Raw genomic sequence first — 18,252 nt, 5'->3', positions numbered from 1 at the left:
TGCTCCGCAGCATCGGCCTCTTGAAATCGCGGTTCGCAATGACGCGCAATATCGAAAAATCCGTCAAAACCTTGAAAACCCCAACCAAGTCATGCGCCGCATGCATGCCACCCGCGATTTCAGCTGTTTCCGCTTGCGTTTTGCAGCGCACCCACATATTGTGCACTGCGAAGGGGAGATGACCTCAAACCTTCGTTGCCCTCCTTGGGCGTTTCCTCCCTAGACTTGGGCCGCCACGCCAGTGTGCGGCCCTTTTTTCTTGGCCGGGCCCCGCTGCCGCCTCGCTATTCGGCCGCCTCGCGCCATTCGTCGAGCCAGCCGCTCCAGCGGGCGAAGCACTCGGCCATCGCGCCCGAGACCGCCTGCTCCATCGCGGCGAAGCCGGCATGCGGCTCCAGCGTCGACTCGTTCATGTAGAGGGCCCGGTTCACCTCGATCTGCAGCCCGTGCACCCCGGCCGAAGGCGCCCCGTAATGCTCGGTGATGAAGCCGCCCGCATAGGGCCGGTTGCGCGTGACGCTGAAGCCGAGCCGGGCGAAGGCCTGCTCGGCGATGTCGATGACGTAGCCGGCGGCGCTGGTGCCGAAGCGGTCGCCCAGGATGATGTCTGATTTGGACAGCCCGTCGCGATCCAGCCCGGCGGAAGGCATCGAATGTGCATCGACCAGGATGCAGGTGCCGAACACGGCCTGGGTGCGCTGCACCAGCCCGCGCAGCCCGGCATGATAGGGCCGGTAGAGCCCGTCGATTCGGGCGAGCCCCTCCTCGACCGGGATACGCCCGAAATAGATCTCCTGCGCATCGCCGACGATGCGCGGAATCGTCCCGAGCCCCCCGGCGACGCGCATCGAGCGGGTATTGGCAAAGGGCGGCAGCCGCCCGTCGAACATACGCGGGTCGAGCTCGTAGGGCTCGCGGTTCACATCGAGATAGGCGCGCGGAAATTCGGCCACCAGCAAGGGCGCGCCGAGCGCGACGCACTGCCCGAACAGCCGGTCGACGAAGGCGTCCTCGGAGCGCCTCAGGCTGCGCAGCGGCAGCCGCGCCGCATCGACGAAGCCGCGCGGGTAGCAGCGCCCGGCATGGGGCACGTCGACCACGACCGGCACGACCTGCAAGGCCGGCTGGTACAGGCTGTAGGGCCGGTCGATCTCGGCGACGACATCGTCGGGTCCCGGCGGAAAGGGGGCGCTGGAGAGGCTCATCTCGCCTGAGAGAAGCACACAAACCGGGGCGGTTGAAGCGATGTCGCGAAACCGTGGAAATCCTTGTCCGGATTCACGCGTTGTTTACCATGATGCCGCCTTATAAAAGCGCATGGTTCCAACTGCACGGGCGGGTGAGTACCCAGCCGTTCCAGGCCCGACTTTGGGACGGGCGCCAGACGCATCGAGATACAGGCCTCAGGGACGGACACAACAGGCCCATGACGAAGATACTGCTCGCGGAAGACGACAACGACATGCGTCGCTTCCTGGTCAAGGCCCTGCAGAACGCAGGCTACGACGTCGCCTCCTTCGACAACGGCCTGTCGGCCTATAACCGCCTGCGCGAGGAGCCGTTCGAGCTCCTGCTGACCGACATCGTCATGCCGGAAATGGACGGAATCGAGCTGGCGCGCCGCGCCACCGAGCTCGATCCGGACATCAAGGTGATGTTCATCACCGGTTTCGCCGCCGTCGCGCTGAACCCCGATTCGCAGACGCCGAAGGATGCGAAGGTGCTGTCCAAGCCCTTCCACCTGCGCGAGCTGGTCAACGAAGTCGAGAAGCTGCTGGCGGCCTGAGAGGCTGCCAGGCATCCCGCAACCGGAGATGCCAACAGCCCCGGAGAATTTATGCGGCAAACGCCTTGCAAGCCGCGAGGCGAGTCGCTATAGCCCCCTCACCTCGCAGCGTGATCGCGGCCCACACGGCCCGGACACGCTACCGGAAGCCGCTCAAGGCGGTGACGGGCGCGTAGCTCAGCGGGAGAGCACTACGTTGACATCGTAGGGGTCACAGGTTCGATCCCTGTCGCGCCCACCATTTTTGAAGCCCCGGGGACCATTGAAGAAATGCTCCTCGGGGTCTTCCACAAGCCCCCCGATCTCTGCTGTTTGGTGCCATAGCCGGCCTCATCGCCGGAAATCACGGCCACCAGCCGCAAGCCCCCTCCGAATTCGCCTCCGTAGCACGGACGCGCCTCCCCTCACGCGTTCATTCGCCGGCGGAGCAGGCGTGAAGGAGAGCGCCTCACCAAAAGCGCGCGCCGGCCGATTCGCGTCGGCCCCGGGCAGCCTTCGTGAAGGCGCCCCCCCATCCGTGATTCCGGCCAGCCGGAGATGCATCCCGAACCGGCATTTCGAGACGATCTCGCCCGCTTGGGAATAATCGCGCCCATGCGACGTTTTCGTCGCCATGACGCTGCGTTCTTCCGATTCGCCCGCCGGGCTCGCCATGCCCGCTTTTCTCGGTCGGACCGAACGGGCGCGACGATCGGACTGAAGCCTCCCGCAATGGAATCGCTCTCTCACGGGCGGTGCCATGTCGGGGCGATCGTGGCGCTCGGCGTCGCGGGCTGGTGTACGCTGCCGCTGCACGGTGTCGACGCCGCCAGGGCCGGACAAGCGTCATCCTTCCACTCCCTGCGCGCGCTCCAGGTCAAGAACGGCATCGAGCCGAGAGGCCGACGCCTCGGCTACAGTGCAGTCTTTCGGCCGCACCGATGAATGACGGCGCCAGTAGCAAGGCGGCCTCGAAGCAACGTCCAGATCAGGCCGGGCCGGCGATGCTTCGCTCGACACGACCATCGCCATCCTGACCTGGGAATGGCTGCAAAACCGCCGCATTGCTCTTGGTGTGCGAACCTGCCAGACTGACGCACATGGTCATGTGCAATGACATTTCCAAGGCAGAGGAACTTTTCCCCCTGCTTATCGGGACCAGGGCAAACAATGCCCCGGGGTTGTCCGGGCGTTGATCGCCGGACAACCCGCAGCTGGTTTTCACCAACATCCCGAACAGAATCGGCCGCCTTGCGCGCGCCGAGCGGAAATCGTCATGACACTCTGGACCGAACTGGCCCGCGCCACCACCGTGGCCGGTGATGAAATCCTGCTGCGACGACGCAGCGACATCTTCGAGATCCGCTTCAACGGACTGGAACTGATGTCCAATCTCAACCACCAGTCGGAAGGCAGCCTCGCGACCCGGGCGCTCTGGCTTTATGGCAACAAGCCCGCGACCGTCTTGATCGGCGGGCTGGGCATGGGCTTCACGCTGCGTGCGGCGCTCGACCTGCTCGATTCGACATCGCGCATCGTCGTCAGCGAACTGATCCCCGAGATCGTCGAATGGAGCCGCGGCCCGCTCGGCCTGCTGGCCGGCCAGCCCTTGCAGGATTCTCGCGTCGAACTGTGTGTTGCCGACGTGATGGAGATCCTCGAAGAAAATCCCGACACCTTCGACGTGATCCTCATGGACACCGACAACGGCCCGGACTTCACCGTCCGGGAGGTGAACGACCGCCTCTATGAGCGGCGCGGTCTCGCGGCGGTCCGCAACGCTCTTCGTCCCGGCGGCATCGCCGCGTTCTGGTCGGCCACGATCTCCGAGCCGTTTCAGCGCAACCTCGCCGCGGAGTCCTGGCGCTGCCACCGCGAGGATATCCAGCTGATCGGAGGCCGGTCCGACGCGTTTCACCACATCTACTTTGCCCGCGCCGACACGGACGCGCAGCATCCGCGATCGGAACAGAGTGCCTCGCTGGAGCTCGTCGCCGGATAGGCCGCCGCCTTCTGACAAGCGCAACGTCGACGGGCTGGGTGCATGGGAAGCCGTTCCGCGGCTGCCGGCCCATCTGCCTGGCCTGCCGACGGCGGAAAGGCGGCCGCCAGCAGCCCATGAATGGCCCGCGGGAATCCGATCGATCACGGACGCGTATTTCGGCGTCTCGCAATCGACGACCTGCCCGCCCATGTCCTCGGCGATCCGCCGGCTCGCATGGCTGGCCTCGGTGACGGGATAGCAGAATACGGCCTGGCCGAAGGCTGCCGTCGCCCTCAGCTCTCCTCGCTCGGCGCGAGCTGGCGCACGAAGCGGCGCAGCAGCGTCTCGAAGGCCGACAGCCCCGGCGAGACCGAGCGCCCGCTCGGCCGGATCATGACGATGTCGCGCGCAATCGAGGGCTCGGCCAGGGGCCGGGCCACCACGCTCGCCGGCGCGACCGCCCGCGCATAGGTCGGCAGCACGGCGATGCCGAGCCCGGCCTCGACCAGGGCCAGCGCCGTCGTGATCTGCGTCACCTCATAGGCCGGCTTCAGCGTGATCTCGGCGCTCTCATAGCCGACTTCGACCAGCAGGCGGATGCCGCTGTCGCGCGTCAGCGTGATCAGCGGCTCCTCCGCGAGATCGCGCCAGAGCACCGCCTCGCGCGCCGCGAAACGGCTGGCGGGCCCGCAGAACAGCATCAGGCTGTCGCGGGTCAGCGGGCTGCGCTCGATATTGTCCTCCAGCGCCGAGAAGGTGCCGACGCCGCAATCCGCCCGGCCGAAGCGCACCGCCTCGACGACGAGATCGCTGCGCGCATCGACGATCGCAACCTGCAGGCCGGGGTATTTCTCCTGCAGAGCCACGATCGTCGGCGGCATGATCACCGCCGCGAGCAGGGGCGGGACGGCGACCACGATGCGCCCGCGCCGGCGCTCCGCCAGCCCGTTGGCGTTCTGCACCGCCGTGTCGAGATCCTGCACGACCTTCAGGGCGGCGCCGTGGAACTCGCGCCCCCCCTCGGTCAGCTCGACACGGCGCGTCGTGCGGTCGAGCACGCGGATGCCGAGCTCGCGCTCGAGCTCGCGCACCAGCTGCGAGAGCGCCGGCTGCGCCATGTGCAGCCGTTCGGCCGCCTTGGTGAAGGTGCCCTGCTCGGCGACGGCGAGAAAGGCCTGGATCTGGCGCAGCGTGACCGCCATCGGGGGGACTCGATTTATAAGGACAGCTTCCGAATTCATACGAATGTTGCGAGTTGCCGTATAGCCCGCCCATGCCATCATTCCGCATCGCCCCCATTCGGAGGGGTGGTGCCGGGCGAGAAGCGGCAAGGCGGCATCGCGGAGGAGCGGCGGGAAGGCCGATCCGATCCGTCGCCGGCCACGCGGCCCGGAGCGTGCCGGAATGCGAGGGTATGGGTTCATGAAATACGCCAGGAAGGACGCCAAGGCCTATGCCCGCGCCCATATGAAGGGCATCTGGGCGGCCGCGCTCACCCCCTTCACCAATTCCCTCGCCGTCGACGAGGACGGCTTCCGGCAGAATATCCGCCACTGGCTCGAGGATCTGAAGATCGACGGCCTGTTCATCGCCGGCAAGCAGGGCGAGTTCTTCTCGATGTCGATCGAGGAGCGCAAGAAGAGCTTCGAGCTCGCGGTCGAGGCCTCGGCAAGCCGCGGCCAGACCATCATGTCCTGCTCCGACCAGAACATGGACGTGGTGATCGATCTCGCCCGCCACGCCCAGAAGGTCGGCGCCGACTATATCGTCGTGCACGCACCGATCCTGCATTTCTTCAAGGCACAGGACGAGACGCTCTACGAATACTACCGGACCATCGCCGAGAAGGTCGATATCGGCATTGCGCTCTGGAGCCACCCGGATTCGGGCTATCTGATGAGCCCGCAGCTCTGCAACCGGCTCGCCGACATCGAGAATGTCGTGGCGATCAAGTACAGCGTGCCGCGGCCGATGTATGCCGAGCTCACCCGCCTTGCCAGCGATCGCATCCTGGTCAGCACCGCCTCCGAGGAGGAATGGCTCGACAACATCCTCGAGCTCGGCTGGCAGCTCTATCTCTGCTCCTCGCCGCCCTATCTGATCCAGACCGCCAACGACCTGCGCATGCGCGAATACACCGACCTCGCCTTCCGCGGCGAGGCCGAGAAGGCCCGCGCAGTGCGCGACAGCCTGAACCCGGTGCGCGAGGCGCTGCGCGGCACGCGGCCCGCCGAGAAGCCGCATGCCCATCAGAAATACTGGCAGGAGCTGCTCGGCCAGGTCGGCGGCCGCGTCCGGCCGCCGATGCTGGAGCTGACCGAGGCCGAAAAGGCCGCGACGCGCGCCGCCTTCGAAAGCTGCGGGCTGAAGCCCGGCAAGGCGCCGCTCGCCAAGGTCGGCTGAACGACATCACAAGCGACGAAGGGAGAGGGAAAGATGGCGACCGAAGGACGGCTCAAGGCCTTCAACTTCAAGAAGTGGATCGAGGAGCACGAACACCTGCTCAAGCCGCCGGTCGGCAACAAGAAGGTGTTCGACGACGGCCAGATGACGGTGATGGTGGTGGGAGGCCCGAACCAGCGCGCCGACTATCACGACGACCCGGTGGAGGAGTTCTTCTACCAGCTCAAGGGCGACATGATGCTGAAGCTGGTCGACGACGGGAAGCATTACGACGTCACGATCCGCGAGGGCGAGGTCTTCCTGCTGCCGCCGCATGTGCGCCATTCCCCGCAGCGCCCGCAGGAAGGCTCGATCGGGCTCGTGGTCGAGCCCGCACGTAGCCCGGAGCAGCGCGACGGCTTCGAATGGTACTGCTTCGAGTGCCAGGGCCTCGTCCATCGCATCGAGCTGCAAGTGAAGGACCTCGTGAAGGACCTGCCGCCGCTCTACGAGGCTTTCTTCTCCGACGAGAAAGCCCGCACCTGCAAGCATTGCGGCGCGCTGCATCCCGGCCGGAAGCCGCCGGCGGGCTGGGTCGCGCTCTGATGGCGCCGCGCCGAAAGGCTGACTCCCCTTTTCAGCGGGCGCGGTGCTGAAATAGTAAGCGGGTCACCTTGCGTCCGCGGCGAGGCGCGGCAATCCTGCTGCCTCGCCGCAACGGCGCCCGGAACGAGAACACGCCTAAAGCGCGGCGGCGCAGAAACGCCGCGTCGAACCATTTCAGAGGCAGAACGGAACGACTGGAGTCCATGATGAAACTGCGCGGATTGCTTTTCGGCATCGCGGCCACGCTGGCGGCCTCCACCGCCCTCGCCCAGCAGCCGGTCAAGATCGGCATGATCACCACCCTGTCCGGCCCCGGCGGCTATCTCGGCCAGGACATCCGCGACGCCTTCAAGCTCGCCATCGACATGGAAGGCGGCAAGCTCGGCGGCGTGCCGGTCGAGCTCGTCGTCGAGGATGACGGCCTCAAGCCCGGCCAGGGCAAGCAGATCGCCGAGAAGATGCTGAAGACCGACGGCATCAAGATCATGACCGGCATCGTCTTCTCGAACGTCGCCGGCGCCACCGTGCCCGACATCGTCGATTCCGGCGCGCTCTATGTCAGCCCCAACGCCGCGCCGTCGAACTTCGCCGGCAAGGAGTGCAACGAGAACTATTTCGTCGTCGCCTGGCAGAACGACAGCCTGCATGAGAGCGCCGGCCAGTACGCCACCAATCTCGGCTACAAGAAGGCCTTCATCCTCGCCCCGAACTACCAGGCCGGCAAGGACGCTCTGACCGGCTTCAAGCGCCTGTTCAAGGGCGAGATCGCCGGCGAGGTCTATACCCGCCTCGACCAGACCGACTTCGCCCCCGAGATGGCGCAGATCCGCTCGGCCAATCCCGACGTGGTCTTCCAGTTCCACCCGGGCGGCCTCGGCATCGCCTTCCTGCGCCAGTACCAGCAGGCCGGCCTGCTCGGGAAGATCCCGATGGTGCTGGCCGAGCCCTCGCTCGACGCCACCACGCTGAAGGCTGTCGGCGACGCCGCCGTCGGCCTCAGCGTCACCGCCCACTGGAACACCGACTTCGACAACGCGGCCAACAAGAAGTTCATGGAGGCCTGGACCAAGGCCTACAACCGCGTGCCGACCTATTATGCCAGCCAGGGCTACGACACCGCGCTCGCCATCGCCTCGGCGCTGAAGGCGACCGGCGGCAAGACCGACGTGCCGGCGCTGCGGACCGCGCTCGCCAAGGCCGATTTCCAGTCGGTGCGCGGCGCCTTCAAGTTCGGCAAGAACCAGCACCCGGTCCAGGACTGGTATGCGCTGAAGTCCGAGAAGGGCGCGGATGGCACGCCGGTCCTGAAGACCGTCGGCAAGGTGCTGAGCAACCACACCGACGTCTACGCCAAGGACTGCAAGCTCTGAGGCGAGCGGTTACGCTTCCAGCCAGCCGGCAACGCCTCCGTCATGGTCGGGCCTGTCCCGACCATCCACGCCTTCGCGGGGCGAAGATCGTGTTCGAGACGTGGATGCTCGCCACAAGGGCGAGCATGACGGTGGTGTTTCCGTCCCAACCCGGCATGCAACGATGACGCTCGTTTTCGAACAATTGCTCAATGGCCTGCAGTTCGGCGTGATGCTGTTCCTGCTCGCCGCCGGGCTGACGCTGATCTTCGGCATCATGGGCGTGATCAACCTCGCCCATGGCTCGCTCTACATGGTCGGCGCCTATGCCGCCGCCTTCGCCGCCGCGCAGACCGGCTCCTTCCTGCTCGCGGTCCTCGCCGGGCTGACGGCCGCGGCGCTGATCGGCATGGCGATGGAGCTCCTCGTGCTGCGCCGGCTCTATGCGCGGGACCATCTCGACCAAGTGCTGGCGACCTTCGCGCTGATCCTGATCTTCAACCAGAGCGTGACCATCCTGTTCGGGCGCCAGCCGCTCTTCGTCTCGGTGCCGCCGGCGCTGAACGGCTCGGTCCAGCTCCTGCCCGGCCTCTCCTACCCGGTCTACCGGCTCGCCATCATCGCCGTCGGCCTCCTCGTCGCGCTCGGACTCTACCTGCTGATCAACCGCACCCGCATCGGCATGCTGGTGCGCGCCGGCGCGACGCATCGCGAGATGGTGCGCGCGCTCGGCGTCGACATCCGCCTGCTCTACACCGCCGTCTTCGGGCTCGGCGCCCTGCTCGCCGGCCTCGCCGGGCTGATGGCCGGGCCGATCCTCGCCGTCCAGGTCGGCATGGGCGAGCAGATCCTGATCATGACCTTCGTCGTGGTGGTGATCGGCGGCGTCGGCTCGATCCGCGGCGCCTTCTTCGGCGCCCTGATCGTCGGCCTGGTCGACACCTGTCTGCGCGCCTTCATGCCCGGCCTGCTGCGCCATGTCATGACCGGCTCGGAAGCCGATGCGCTCGGCGCCGGCATCGCCTCGATGGGCATCTACCTGCTCATGGCGATCGTGCTGCTGGTGCGGCCCAAGGGACTGTTCCCCGCCCATGTCTGACGACGCCATCACCCGGACGCATCCCGCCGGCCCGGCGCTGGGCCGCATGATCGCGCTGCTCGCCCTCGCCGTGGCGCTGATCGCCCTGCCCTTCGTCGTCCAGGCGCTGGGCCAGCCCGCGCTGGTGCCGCTGGCGACGCGCGTGCTGATCTACGCCATCGCCGCCGCCAGCCTCAATCTCGCGCTCGGCTTCGGCGGCATGGTCAGCTTCGGCCACGCCGCCTTCTTCGGCATCGGCGGCTATGTCGTCGGCATCCTCTACCGGACCTATGTCGACGACGCCCTCTTCCTCGGCTTCATCCTCGGCACGGACCAGCTGCTGATCACCCTGCCGGCCGCAATCCTCGTCGGTGGCCTCGCCGCCTACATCATCGGCGCGTTGTCGCTGCGGACCAGCGGCGTGCAGTTCATCATGATCACGCTCGCCTTCGCGCAGATGCTGTTCTTCCTCTTCGTTTCGCTGAAGGCCTATGGCGGCGATGACGGCCTGACGATCCGCCGCCGCAACGCTCTCTTCGAGCTCAACACCCGCGACGACACCACCTTCTACTTCATCTGCCTCGTCATCGCGGCGCTGGTCTTCCTGGTGCTCTGGCGCATCGTCGGCTCGCGCTTCGGCATGGTGCTGGCCGGCATCCGCCAGAACGAGCGGCGCATGGCGGCGATCGGCATCGCGCCCTATCGCTACAAGCTCGCCGCCTTCGTCATCTCAGGCATGGGTGCCGGCCTCGCCGGCGCGCTGATGGCGAACTATCTGCGCTTCGTCAGCCCGGACATGCTGCACTGGACCAAGTCCGGCGAGCTGATGATCATGGTCATCCTCGGCGGCGTCGGCACGCTGCTCGGCCCGCTCCTGGGCGCGGCCGCCCTCGTCATCCTCGAGACCGTGCTGACCGGCTGGACCGAGCACTGGCAGCTCGTGCTCGGGCCGGTCCTGCTCATCGTCGTGCTCTTCACCCATGGCGGGCTCAACGGGCTGATCAGCCGCCTCGGCCCCGGCAGGAGCGCGTCATGACCGGGCAACCGCTGCTTTCCGTGCGCGGTCTGCGCAAGCGCTTCGGCGGGCTCATCGCCACCGACGGCGTCGATCTCGACGTCCGCACCGGCGAGATCCATGCGCTGATCGGCCCGAACGGCGCCGGCAAGACCACGCTGATCACCCAGCTCTTCGGCGAGCTCAGCCATGACGAGGGTGCGATCCTGCTGGAGGGCGAGGAGATCGGCGCCCTGCCGACGCCGCAACGCGTCGCACGCGGCCTCGCCCGCACCTTCCAGATCAACCAGTTGCTGCCCGATTTCACTATGCTCGACAATGTCGCGCTCGCCGTGCAGGCGCATCAGGGCCACAGCTTCCGCTTCTTCGCGGCCGCGCGCCGGGACGAGGCTCTGCGCGGCCGCGCCCGCCAGCATCTCGCGACCGCGGGCCTGAGCCACCGCGCCGAGGTCAGGGTCGCCGACCTCTCCCATGGCGAGCAGAAGCAGCTCGAATTCGCCATCGCGCTCGCCTGCGAGCCGCGCCTGCTGCTGCTCGACGAACCGATGGCCGGCCTCGGCCATGCCGAGAGCGAGCAGATGGTCGCGATGCTCTCCGCGCTGAAGGGCCGCGTCACCATGCTCCTGGTCGAGCACGACATGGACGCCGTCTTCGCGCTGGCCGACCGCATCTCCGTGCTGGTCTATGGCCGCGTCATCGCCACCGGCACGGCCGATGAGATCCGCGACAACCCGGAGGTTCGCACCGCCTATCTCGGCGAGGGAGACGCCTGATGCTGAGCGTGCGCAACCTGCAATCGGCCTATGGCGCGAGCCAGGTGCTGTTCGACATCGGCCTCGACATCGCCGAGGGCGAGGTCGTGACCCTGCTCGGCCGCAACGGCATGGGCAAGACCACCACCGTCCGCTCGATCATGGGCCTGCTCGCGCCCAAGGGCGGCGACATCAGCTTCGACGGCCGCCCCGTGCGCGGCATCGCGCCGGAGAAGATCGCCCGCTGCGGCATCGGCCTCGTGCCGGAAGGCCGCCAGGTCTTCCCGACGCTCTCCGTGCGCGAAAACCTCGTCGCCACCGCCGCAAACCGGCTGAAGCGTTCCTCGCCCTGGACGCTGGAGCGGGTCTACGCCCTGTTTCCGCGCCTGCAGGAACGTGCCGGCCAGTCCGCCCGCACGCTCTCGGGCGGCGAGCAGCAGATGCTCGCGGTCGGCCGGGCGCTGATGACCAACCCCAAGCTGCTGATCCTCGACGAGGCGACCGAGGGGCTGGCGCCGGTGATCCGCGCCGAGATCTGGGGCTGCATCGAGGCGCTGAAGGCTCAAGGGCAATCGATCCTGCTGATCGACAAGAACATCAATGTGCTCAAGCGCATCGCCGACCGGCACTACATCATCGAGAAGGGCCGCACGGTCTGGTCGGGCTCGAGCGCCGACCTCGCGGCCAATGCGGAGCTGGTGCATCGCTATGTCGGCGTCTGACGGCTCAATCAGAGAATGCAGCCCTCATCCTGAGGAGCCGCGAAGCGGCGTCTCGAAGGATGCTCCAATGGGCTTCCGAATCTCCTGGAACATCCTTCGAGACGCCATTCCCGAGGGAATGGCTCCTCAGGATGAGGGCTCGGGGATTGTTGAATGAACCCCGAAAACGATGTGACAGAGATCGTCGCGCACAGCGCCGAGGCCGACCCGGTCGAGGCCCTGCGCGACGCGCTGGGCGATATCCTCGCCGGGCTGATCGCCGCCGGCTGCGGCCCGCACCATCTGCGGGAAATGGTCTGGGAGAGCGATCGCTCCGAAGCCTTCCACCTCTCCCGCCATACAGTCGAATTGGCCTATCGCGAGGTCTTCGCCGGCTTCCGCCCGCCGATCCGCCTTTTGCCGGGTGCCAAGCCCGGATTGACCATCCGTGCCCGGCACGTCGCCGCGCAGCCGCTGCCCGACATGCTGGTCGAAGGCTACACGCTGCGCGAGTTCGGCCGGCAATACAGCCCGCGCCTGCAGGCCGACATGAAGGCGCTGTTCCGGCAATGGAGTCGTGACGGCGCGGCCTTCCGCGCCCGCCACGGCGGCGTCGATCTCGCCTATGGTCCGGGCCGCTTCGAGACGCTCGATCTCTATCGCCCGGCCGGCGCGGAGCGCACGCCGGTCTTCGTCTTCATCCATGGCGGCTACTGGCAGGCTTCGGACAAGGTCCAGCATGCCCAGTTCGCGCAGAGCCTGCTCGACGCCGGCTATGCCGTGGCCATGCCCAATTATGGGCTCGCCCCGGATGCGCCACTCGAAACCAGCATCGCCCAGAGCGTCGCGGCGCTGAACTTCCTCGTCGATGAAGCCGATGCGCTCGGCCTCGATGCGGCGCGCCTGCACGTTTCCGGTCATTCCGCCGGCGCCCATCTCGCCGCCATGGCGCTCTGTGCCTCCGACGCTCCGCCCATCGCCTCGGCCCTGCTGCTCTCCGGCCTCTACGACCTCAAGCCGCTCGGCCATCTGCCGCTCGGCCGCCTGCTCGGCCTCGACGATGCCGCGCGCGCGGCCCGCCTGAGCCCTCTCTCCCAGCCACAACCGCAATCTACGCGGATCGTTTTCGCAGTCGGCGAAGGCGAGAGCGATGCCTTCAAGGCGCAGTCCGCCGCCCTCGCGACGGCCTGGCGGGCACCGGCGCCCCTGATCTGCTCCGGCCACCATTTCGGCATGCTGGAAGGGCTGAACGGCGGCGCCCTGCTCGATCTCGCCTTGCGAACGGCAGAAGGCCCATGACGCAATCTCGCAAGAAGCTGCGCCTTGCCCTGATCGGTTGGGGCGCGATCAACCGCCGCATCGCGGAGCTGCTGGCGGAGCGAAGCAAGGGCGACATCGCCATCGCCGCTGTCGCCGTCCGCAACGCCGCCGCAGCGATCAATATCCCAGCCGGCGCCGAGTTGATCACGGGTCCCGGCGAATTGGCCGGCCTGAACCTCGATCTCGTCGTCGAAGCCGCGGGGCGCGAAGCCGTCGGCATCTGGGGCGAAGCGGCGCTCGCACATGCGTCGGCCTTTGCCGTCGCCTCGACCAGCGCCTTCTGCGACGACGCCCTGCTCGATCGCTTGATCGCTGCCGCCGAAAGCCGGGGCAGCCAGATCCTGATCCCGCCCGGCGCACTCGCCGGCATCGACGGCATCGCCGCCGCCTCCCTGCTCCCTCTCGACGAGGTCGTCCACCGCATCGTCAAGCCGCCCGCGGCCTGGCGCGGTACGCCGGCCGAGAGCCTGATCGCACTCGACACGCTCACCGAGGCGACGGCCTTCTTCTCCGGCAGCGCCCGCGAGGCCGCCTCGCGCTTTCCCCAGAACGCCAATGTCGCGGTGATCTCGGCGCTCGCCGGCATCGGCCTCGACCGTACCCGGGTCGAGCTCGTCGCCGATCCGGCCGCCGCCGGCAACGGCCATCAGCTCAGCGCGCGGGGCGCCTTCGGCAAGCTCGACCTCGCCATCGAGAACCGCCCGCTGGCCACGAATCCGAAATCCTCGGAGATGACGGCGCTCGGGCTGGTCAGGCTGATCGAGAACCGCATGCGCACGCTGGTGCGCTGAAGCCGTTCTCGCCCGACCTAGTCGTCATTGCGAGCGTAGCGAAGCAATCCAGGGGGCTGGGCTGAACGTCTCACCCAGTCCCCCCTGGATTGCTTCGTCGCTTCGCTCCTCGCAATGACGGGGGGAGACTCGGCCCGGGAATGACGTACGCAACAAGCGCTCGTCATTCATAATCAAATCGATCTGAATTTATCTGATTTAGGCGACTGGATCGCACAATGAACCGCCACCTATGGTCCGTTTGAGAAGGGCGCAACCGGCCCGACCAGACCGCTGAACGCACCGCCAGCCGAGGCTTTCATGACGACCTATCCCGATCTGAAACTCTATATCGGCGGCGCCTGGCGCAAGACGTCCGAAGAGCAGCCCGTACTGAACCCCGCCGACGAGAGCGTCATCGGCTCAGTCCCCCTTGCCTCCCATGCCGATCTCGACGACGCGCTCACCGCCGCCGCCGAAGGTTTCAAGCTCTGGAGCCGCACGGCGCCGCGGACCCGCGCCGAGATCATGCTGAAGGCCGCGGCGCTGATGCGCGAGCGCGTCGAGGAGATCGCCCATGCGATCACGCTGGAGCACGGCAAGCCGCTGGCGCAGGCCCGGCTCGAGGTGGTGCGCGGCTGCGAGTTCTTCGAATGGGATGCGGCCGAGGGACAGCGCGCCTATGGCCGCGTCGTGCCGAGCGAGCCCGGCATCCGTTATGTCGTGTTCCACCAGCCGGTCGGTACGGTCGCAGCCTTCTCGCCCTGGAACTTCCCGATGAGCCAGCCCTGCCGCAAGATCGCGGGTGCGCTCGCGGCCGGCTGCTCGATCATCATCAAGGCGGCGGAGGAAACGCCGGCCGGCGCCCTCCATATCGCGCGGGCCCTGCACGATGCCGGCGTGCCGCCCGGCGTGTTCAACCTCGTCTTCGGCGTGCCCGCCAGGATATCGAGCTATCTCATCCCGCAGGCGCAGACGCGCCTCGTCGCCTTCACCGGCTCGACCGCCGTCGGCAAGCATCTCTCGGAGCTGGCGGCGCGGCACATGACGCCGGTGCTGATGGAGCTCGGCGGCCACGCCCCGGTCATCGTCTGCGACGATGTCGACCCCGTCGCCGCCGCGCATCTTTCCGCCATCCGCAAGGTCCGCAATGCCGGGCAGGTCTGCACCTCGCCGACCCGCTTCTTCGTGCAGGAGGACATCTACGAACGCTTCACCAAGGCCTTCGTCGAGAAGGCGCAGGCCGTGACGGTCGGCAACGGGCTCGACGCGAAGACCGAGATGGGCCCCGTCGCCAACCATCGCCGCATCGAGGCGATGGAAGCGCTCGTCGCCGATGCCCGCGCCCGCGGCGCGCGCGTGCTGACCGGCGGCGAACGCCTCGGCAATCGCGGCTACTTCTTCCCACCGACGGTCATCGCCGAGCTGCCCGACGATGCGCGGGCCATGCGCGAGGAGCCCTTCGGGCCGATGGCGCTGATCAACCCGGTGCGCTCTGTCGAGGAGGCGATCGAGAAGGCGAATTCCCTGCCCTTCGGCCTTGCCGCCTATGGCTTCACCCATTCGGCGGCGCGGGCCGACCAGCTCGCGGACGGCATCGAGGCCGGCAATGTCTCGATCAACACGCTCGAGGCCTCGGTCGCCGAAGTGCCCTTCGGCGGCGTCAAGGACAGCGGCTACGGACGCGAGGGCGGCGCGGAGGGCCTGGCGCACTACATGACCGTGAAGACCCTGTCTCACAGGATGGTCATCTAGCCGCAGTGCAGCGGATATCCGGGCCGGCTATCCTTCTGGCAGGATTGCCATAAGGACGAAATATTGCGCATGGGCGGGGTGAAAGGGTGGCGGCCTCGGGTTTTCCCGGCATTCTGGCCGCGATGATTCGCCCCGTGACCCTGTTGATCTCGGCGCTGAGCCTCGGCGCCTGTGCCGTGGGGCCGGACTATGCGCCGCCTGCGCTCGACTTGCCGCAGCGCTGGAGCGCGGCGACGAGCGGGCCGAGGGCGCCCAGGCCAAGCGAGTGGTGGCGCAGCCTGCGCGACCCGACGCTGAATGCACTGATCGAGCAAGCCATTGCCGGGAACCTCGACGTCGCGCAGGCGAAGGCCCGCATCCGCGAGGCGCGCGCCACGCGCGAGCAGGCGGTCGGCGCGCTCTTCCCGCAGGTCGACGCCGGCGCCGTGGCGACGCGCTCGCGCTCCGCGCTGGTGACCCGCAACAGCTTCCGCGCCGGCTTCGACGCCTCCTGGGAGATCGACCTGTTCGGCGCACGCGACCGCGCCGTCGAGGCCGCGACCTATGGCACCGACGCCGCTTTCGACGATCTCGACACGGTGATGCTGACGCTGATCGGCGACGTCGCCTCGACCTATGTCGAGACGCGCGGCCTGCAGGCGCGCATCGCGCTCGCCCGCAGCACGGCCAGGACGCAGCGCGAGACCGAGGCGTTGACGCGCACGCGCTTCAGGGCCGGCGACATCTCGGCCATCGATACCGCCCGCGCCACCGCCCAGGCCGCGGGCACGGAATCGCAGATCCCCCTGCTGGAAGCCTCGCTCGCCCAGAACCAGCATCGCCTGGCCGTGCTGACCGGCCGCCCGCCGGCGGCGATGGCGCCCTATTTCGCCCGCCCCGCCGCCGTGCCGGCGACCCCGGCTCCGCCGCGCGCCGGCATCCCCGCCGATGTGCTGCGCCGCCGCCCGGATGTCCGCTCGGCCGAGCGCCTGCTCGCCCAGGCGACGGCGCGGATCGGCCAGGCGGAAGCGAACCGCTACCCTTCGGTCTCCCTGACCGGCAGCATCTCGACCTCGGCGCTCAAGCTCGGCGACCTCGCCAAGAACAGCGCCATCGGCTGGTCGATCGGCCCGAGCCTCAGCGTGCCGATCTTCAATGGCGGCGAACTGGCAGCGGCGGTCGATGCCGCCCGCGCGCAACGCGACCGGCAGGATGCGGCGCTCCGGCTCGCCGTGCTGACCGCGCTGCAGGATGTCGAGGACAGCCTGGTCGGCCTGCGGCAGGAAAGGCGCAGGCTCGGCAGCCTCTCGGAGGCGGCCACCGCCTCGACCGAGGCGGCCCGGCTCTCGCGCGCGCTCTACACATCCGGAACCGCGAGCTTCCTCGACGTGCTCGAGGCGCAGCGCTCGCAATATGCCGCCGAGGAATCGCTGATCCAGAGCCGCGTCGCCCTCGCAACCCAGTTCATCGCGCTCAACAAGGCGCTGGGCGGCGGCTGGCTCAGGCCGGTCGATGTCTCGACGCCGGCCGTCATCGACGAGCGGACCGGGCCGCGCCTGCGCATCCTGCCGATCGAGGAGCCGCAACCATGAGGCTGCGCCGCCTTCTTCTGCCCGCCCTGATCCTCGGCCTCGCCGGCGGCTATTACCTCTGGCAGTCGCGGCTGCCGGCCCAGACGGAAGCCGTCAGCCTGCCCAGCGTCGCGGCGGTGACCGGCAATGTCGAGGAGGCCGTGCTCGCCTCCGGTGCGCTCGAACCGGTCCGCCAGGTCAGCGTCGGCGCGCAGGTCTCCGGCCGCGTCGTCTCGCTCAAGGTCAAGCTCGGCGACAGCGTCAAGGCGGGCGACCTGATCGCCGAGATCGACAGCGTCACCCAGCAGAACGCGCTGCGCTCGGCCGAGGCCGATCTCGCGGCGCTCAAGGCCCAGCGCGCCGAGCGCATCGCCAGCCTCGCCTATGCCGAGGCCGTGCTCGCGCGCCAGAAGCAGATGGTCGGGCAGAACGCCGTCTCGCGCGACGCCTATGAGAACGCGCAGATGACCGTCTCGACGACGCAGGCCCAGATCGAAGCGCTCGATGCGCAGATCATGTCGAGCCAGGTCAAGGTCGAGACCGCCCGCGCCAATCTCGGCTACACCCGCATCACCGCGCCCAGCGCGGGGACCGTGCTGGCCGTCGTCGCGCAGGAAGGCCAGACGGTGAACGCCGTCCAGTCGGCGCCGACCATCGTCGTGCTCGGCGATGTCTCGACCATGACGGTCAAGGCCAGGATTTCGGAAGCCGACGTCCTCCGGGTCAAGACCGGCCAGGAGGTCTATTTCAGCGTGCTCGGCGCGCCGGAGCAGCGCTTCCCCGGCAAGATCTCCTTCGTCGAGCCCGCCCCTGACACGCTGAAGACGCAGAACATGACGAGCTCCAGCACGACGAGCAGCAGTTCCTCGTCCTCCAGCACGAGCGCGGTCTACTACAATGCCTGGTTCGAGGTGCCGAACCCCGAGGGCCGCCTGCTGACCTCGATGACCGCGCAGGTCACCGTCATCGTCGGGCGGGCCCAGAACGTCGTCACCGTGCCCTCGACCGCGATCCGCCGCCGCGGCCCCAACGCCTTCGTCGATGTCGTCAGCGAGGACGGCAAGCCGGAGCAACGCAAGATCGCGGTCGGGCTCGACAACAAGATCGTCGCCGAGGTCACCTCCGGCCTGAAGGCGGGCGAGCGCGTCGTCACCGCCCGCAGCGGCGGCGGCCCGGACGCGACACGGCCGACGCGCCGCTCCCGCTCGCCCTTCGGATTCTGAGG

Annotated in this window: 16 protein-coding genes and 1 tRNA gene; 15 read left to right on the top strand and 2 right to left on the bottom strand. The window is 67.9% G+C overall.

Annotation, left to right across the window (positions count from 1 at the left end; genetic code table 11):
- Positions 1-284: 284 nt before the first annotated feature.
- Positions 285-1,205, bottom strand: coding sequence for an N-formylglutamate amidohydrolase (locus B5Y19_RS12125; protein ID WP_055728300.1), 921 nt, complete (start codon positions 1,203-1,205; stop codon positions 285-287).
- A 221-nt stretch (positions 1,206-1,426) separates the two neighbouring features.
- Here B5Y19_RS12125 and cpdR point away from each other — a divergent pair, with 221 nt between their 5' ends.
- The 3 genes from cpdR (at position 1,427) to B5Y19_RS12110 (ending at position 3,767) form a co-directional block, all read left to right on the top strand.
- Positions 1,427-1,786, top strand: coding sequence for a cell cycle two-component system response regulator CpdR (gene cpdR, locus B5Y19_RS12120; protein WP_038363805.1), 360 nt, complete (start codon positions 1,427-1,429; stop codon positions 1,784-1,786).
- A gap of 166 nt (positions 1,787-1,952) precedes the next feature.
- Positions 1,953-2,027, top strand: a tRNA-Val gene (locus tag B5Y19_RS12115).
- Between the two features lie 1,014 nt (positions 2,028-3,041).
- Positions 3,042-3,767, top strand: a complete 726-nt coding sequence (locus B5Y19_RS12110) for a spermidine synthase (protein ID WP_055727189.1) — start codon at positions 3,042-3,044, stop codon at positions 3,765-3,767.
- Positions 3,768-4,042: 275 nt separating this feature from the next.
- Here B5Y19_RS12110 and B5Y19_RS12105 read toward each other — a convergent pair whose 3' ends face one another.
- Positions 4,043-4,951 (bottom strand): LysR family transcriptional regulator, encoded by a 909-nt coding sequence (locus B5Y19_RS12105; protein ID WP_055727190.1) that lies wholly within the window; start codon positions 4,949-4,951, stop codon positions 4,043-4,045.
- A gap of 220 nt (positions 4,952-5,171) precedes the next feature.
- On the opposite strand from B5Y19_RS12105, the gene B5Y19_RS12100 reads away from it, so the two are divergent.
- The 12 genes from B5Y19_RS12100 (at position 5,172) to B5Y19_RS12045 (ending at position 18,250) form a co-directional block, all read left to right on the top strand.
- The gene (locus tag B5Y19_RS12100) at positions 5,172-6,152 is read left to right on the top strand and encodes a dihydrodipicolinate synthase family protein (protein WP_055727191.1); all 981 of its coding nucleotides are present in this window, start codon (positions 5,172-5,174) and stop codon (positions 6,150-6,152) included.
- 33 nt (positions 6,153-6,185) lie between these two features.
- Positions 6,186-6,737, top strand: a complete 552-nt coding sequence (locus B5Y19_RS12095) for a 3-hydroxyanthranilate 3,4-dioxygenase (protein WP_055727192.1) — start codon at positions 6,186-6,188, stop codon at positions 6,735-6,737.
- 206 nt (positions 6,738-6,943) lie between these two features.
- The gene (locus tag B5Y19_RS12090; RefSeq protein ID WP_055727340.1) at positions 6,944-8,107 is read left to right on the top strand and encodes an ABC transporter substrate-binding protein; all 1,164 of its coding nucleotides are present in this window, start codon (positions 6,944-6,946) and stop codon (positions 8,105-8,107) included.
- 163 nt (positions 8,108-8,270) lie between these two features.
- On the top strand, positions 8,271-9,185 hold the full coding sequence (locus B5Y19_RS12085) for a branched-chain amino acid ABC transporter permease (RefSeq protein ID WP_055727193.1): 915 nt from the start codon (positions 8,271-8,273) through the stop codon (positions 9,183-9,185).
- The gene (locus B5Y19_RS12080) at positions 9,178-10,200 is read left to right on the top strand and encodes a branched-chain amino acid ABC transporter permease (RefSeq protein ID WP_079591513.1); all 1,023 of its coding nucleotides are present in this window, start codon (positions 9,178-9,180) and stop codon (positions 10,198-10,200) included. Before B5Y19_RS12085 ends, B5Y19_RS12080 begins: the two co-directional genes overlap by 8 nt.
- Positions 10,197-10,952, top strand: coding sequence for an ABC transporter ATP-binding protein (locus tag B5Y19_RS12075; protein ID WP_079591512.1), 756 nt, complete (start codon positions 10,197-10,199; stop codon positions 10,950-10,952). The genes B5Y19_RS12080 and B5Y19_RS12075 overlap by 4 nt, the downstream gene beginning before the upstream one ends.
- The gene (locus tag B5Y19_RS12070) at positions 10,952-11,653 is read left to right on the top strand and encodes an ABC transporter ATP-binding protein (protein ID WP_055727196.1); all 702 of its coding nucleotides are present in this window, start codon (positions 10,952-10,954) and stop codon (positions 11,651-11,653) included. The genes B5Y19_RS12075 and B5Y19_RS12070 overlap by 1 nt, the downstream gene beginning before the upstream one ends.
- A gap of 153 nt (positions 11,654-11,806) precedes the next feature.
- Positions 11,807-12,931 (top strand): alpha/beta hydrolase, encoded by a 1,125-nt coding sequence (locus B5Y19_RS12065; RefSeq protein ID WP_055727197.1) that lies wholly within the window; start codon positions 11,807-11,809, stop codon positions 12,929-12,931.
- Entirely contained in the window at positions 12,928-13,743 is an 816-nt protein-coding gene (locus B5Y19_RS12060) for an aspartate dehydrogenase (RefSeq protein ID WP_079591511.1), read from the top strand. Before B5Y19_RS12065 ends, B5Y19_RS12060 begins: the two co-directional genes overlap by 4 nt.
- A 300-nt stretch (positions 13,744-14,043) precedes the next feature.
- Complete coding sequence (locus B5Y19_RS12055; protein WP_055727199.1) at positions 14,044-15,477, top strand: NAD-dependent succinate-semialdehyde dehydrogenase; 1,434 nt, start codon at positions 14,044-14,046, stop codon at positions 15,475-15,477.
- Positions 15,478-15,611: 134 nt separating this feature from the next.
- Entirely contained in the window at positions 15,612-17,048 is a 1,437-nt protein-coding gene (locus tag B5Y19_RS12050) for an efflux transporter outer membrane subunit (protein ID WP_342060153.1), read from the top strand.
- Entirely contained in the window at positions 17,045-18,250 is a 1,206-nt protein-coding gene (locus tag B5Y19_RS12045; RefSeq protein ID WP_055727200.1) for an efflux RND transporter periplasmic adaptor subunit, read from the top strand. The genes B5Y19_RS12050 and B5Y19_RS12045 overlap by 4 nt, the downstream gene beginning before the upstream one ends.
- Positions 18,251-18,252: the final 2 nt, after the last annotated feature.

Source organism: Allobosea thiooxidans (assembly GCF_900168195.1).
GTDB classification, from domain to species: domain Bacteria; phylum Pseudomonadota; class Alphaproteobacteria; order Rhizobiales; family Beijerinckiaceae; genus Allobosea; species Allobosea thiooxidans.
Note: the sequence above shows the minus strand (reverse complement) of the source record. Positions and strands in the feature narration are given on the sequence as shown.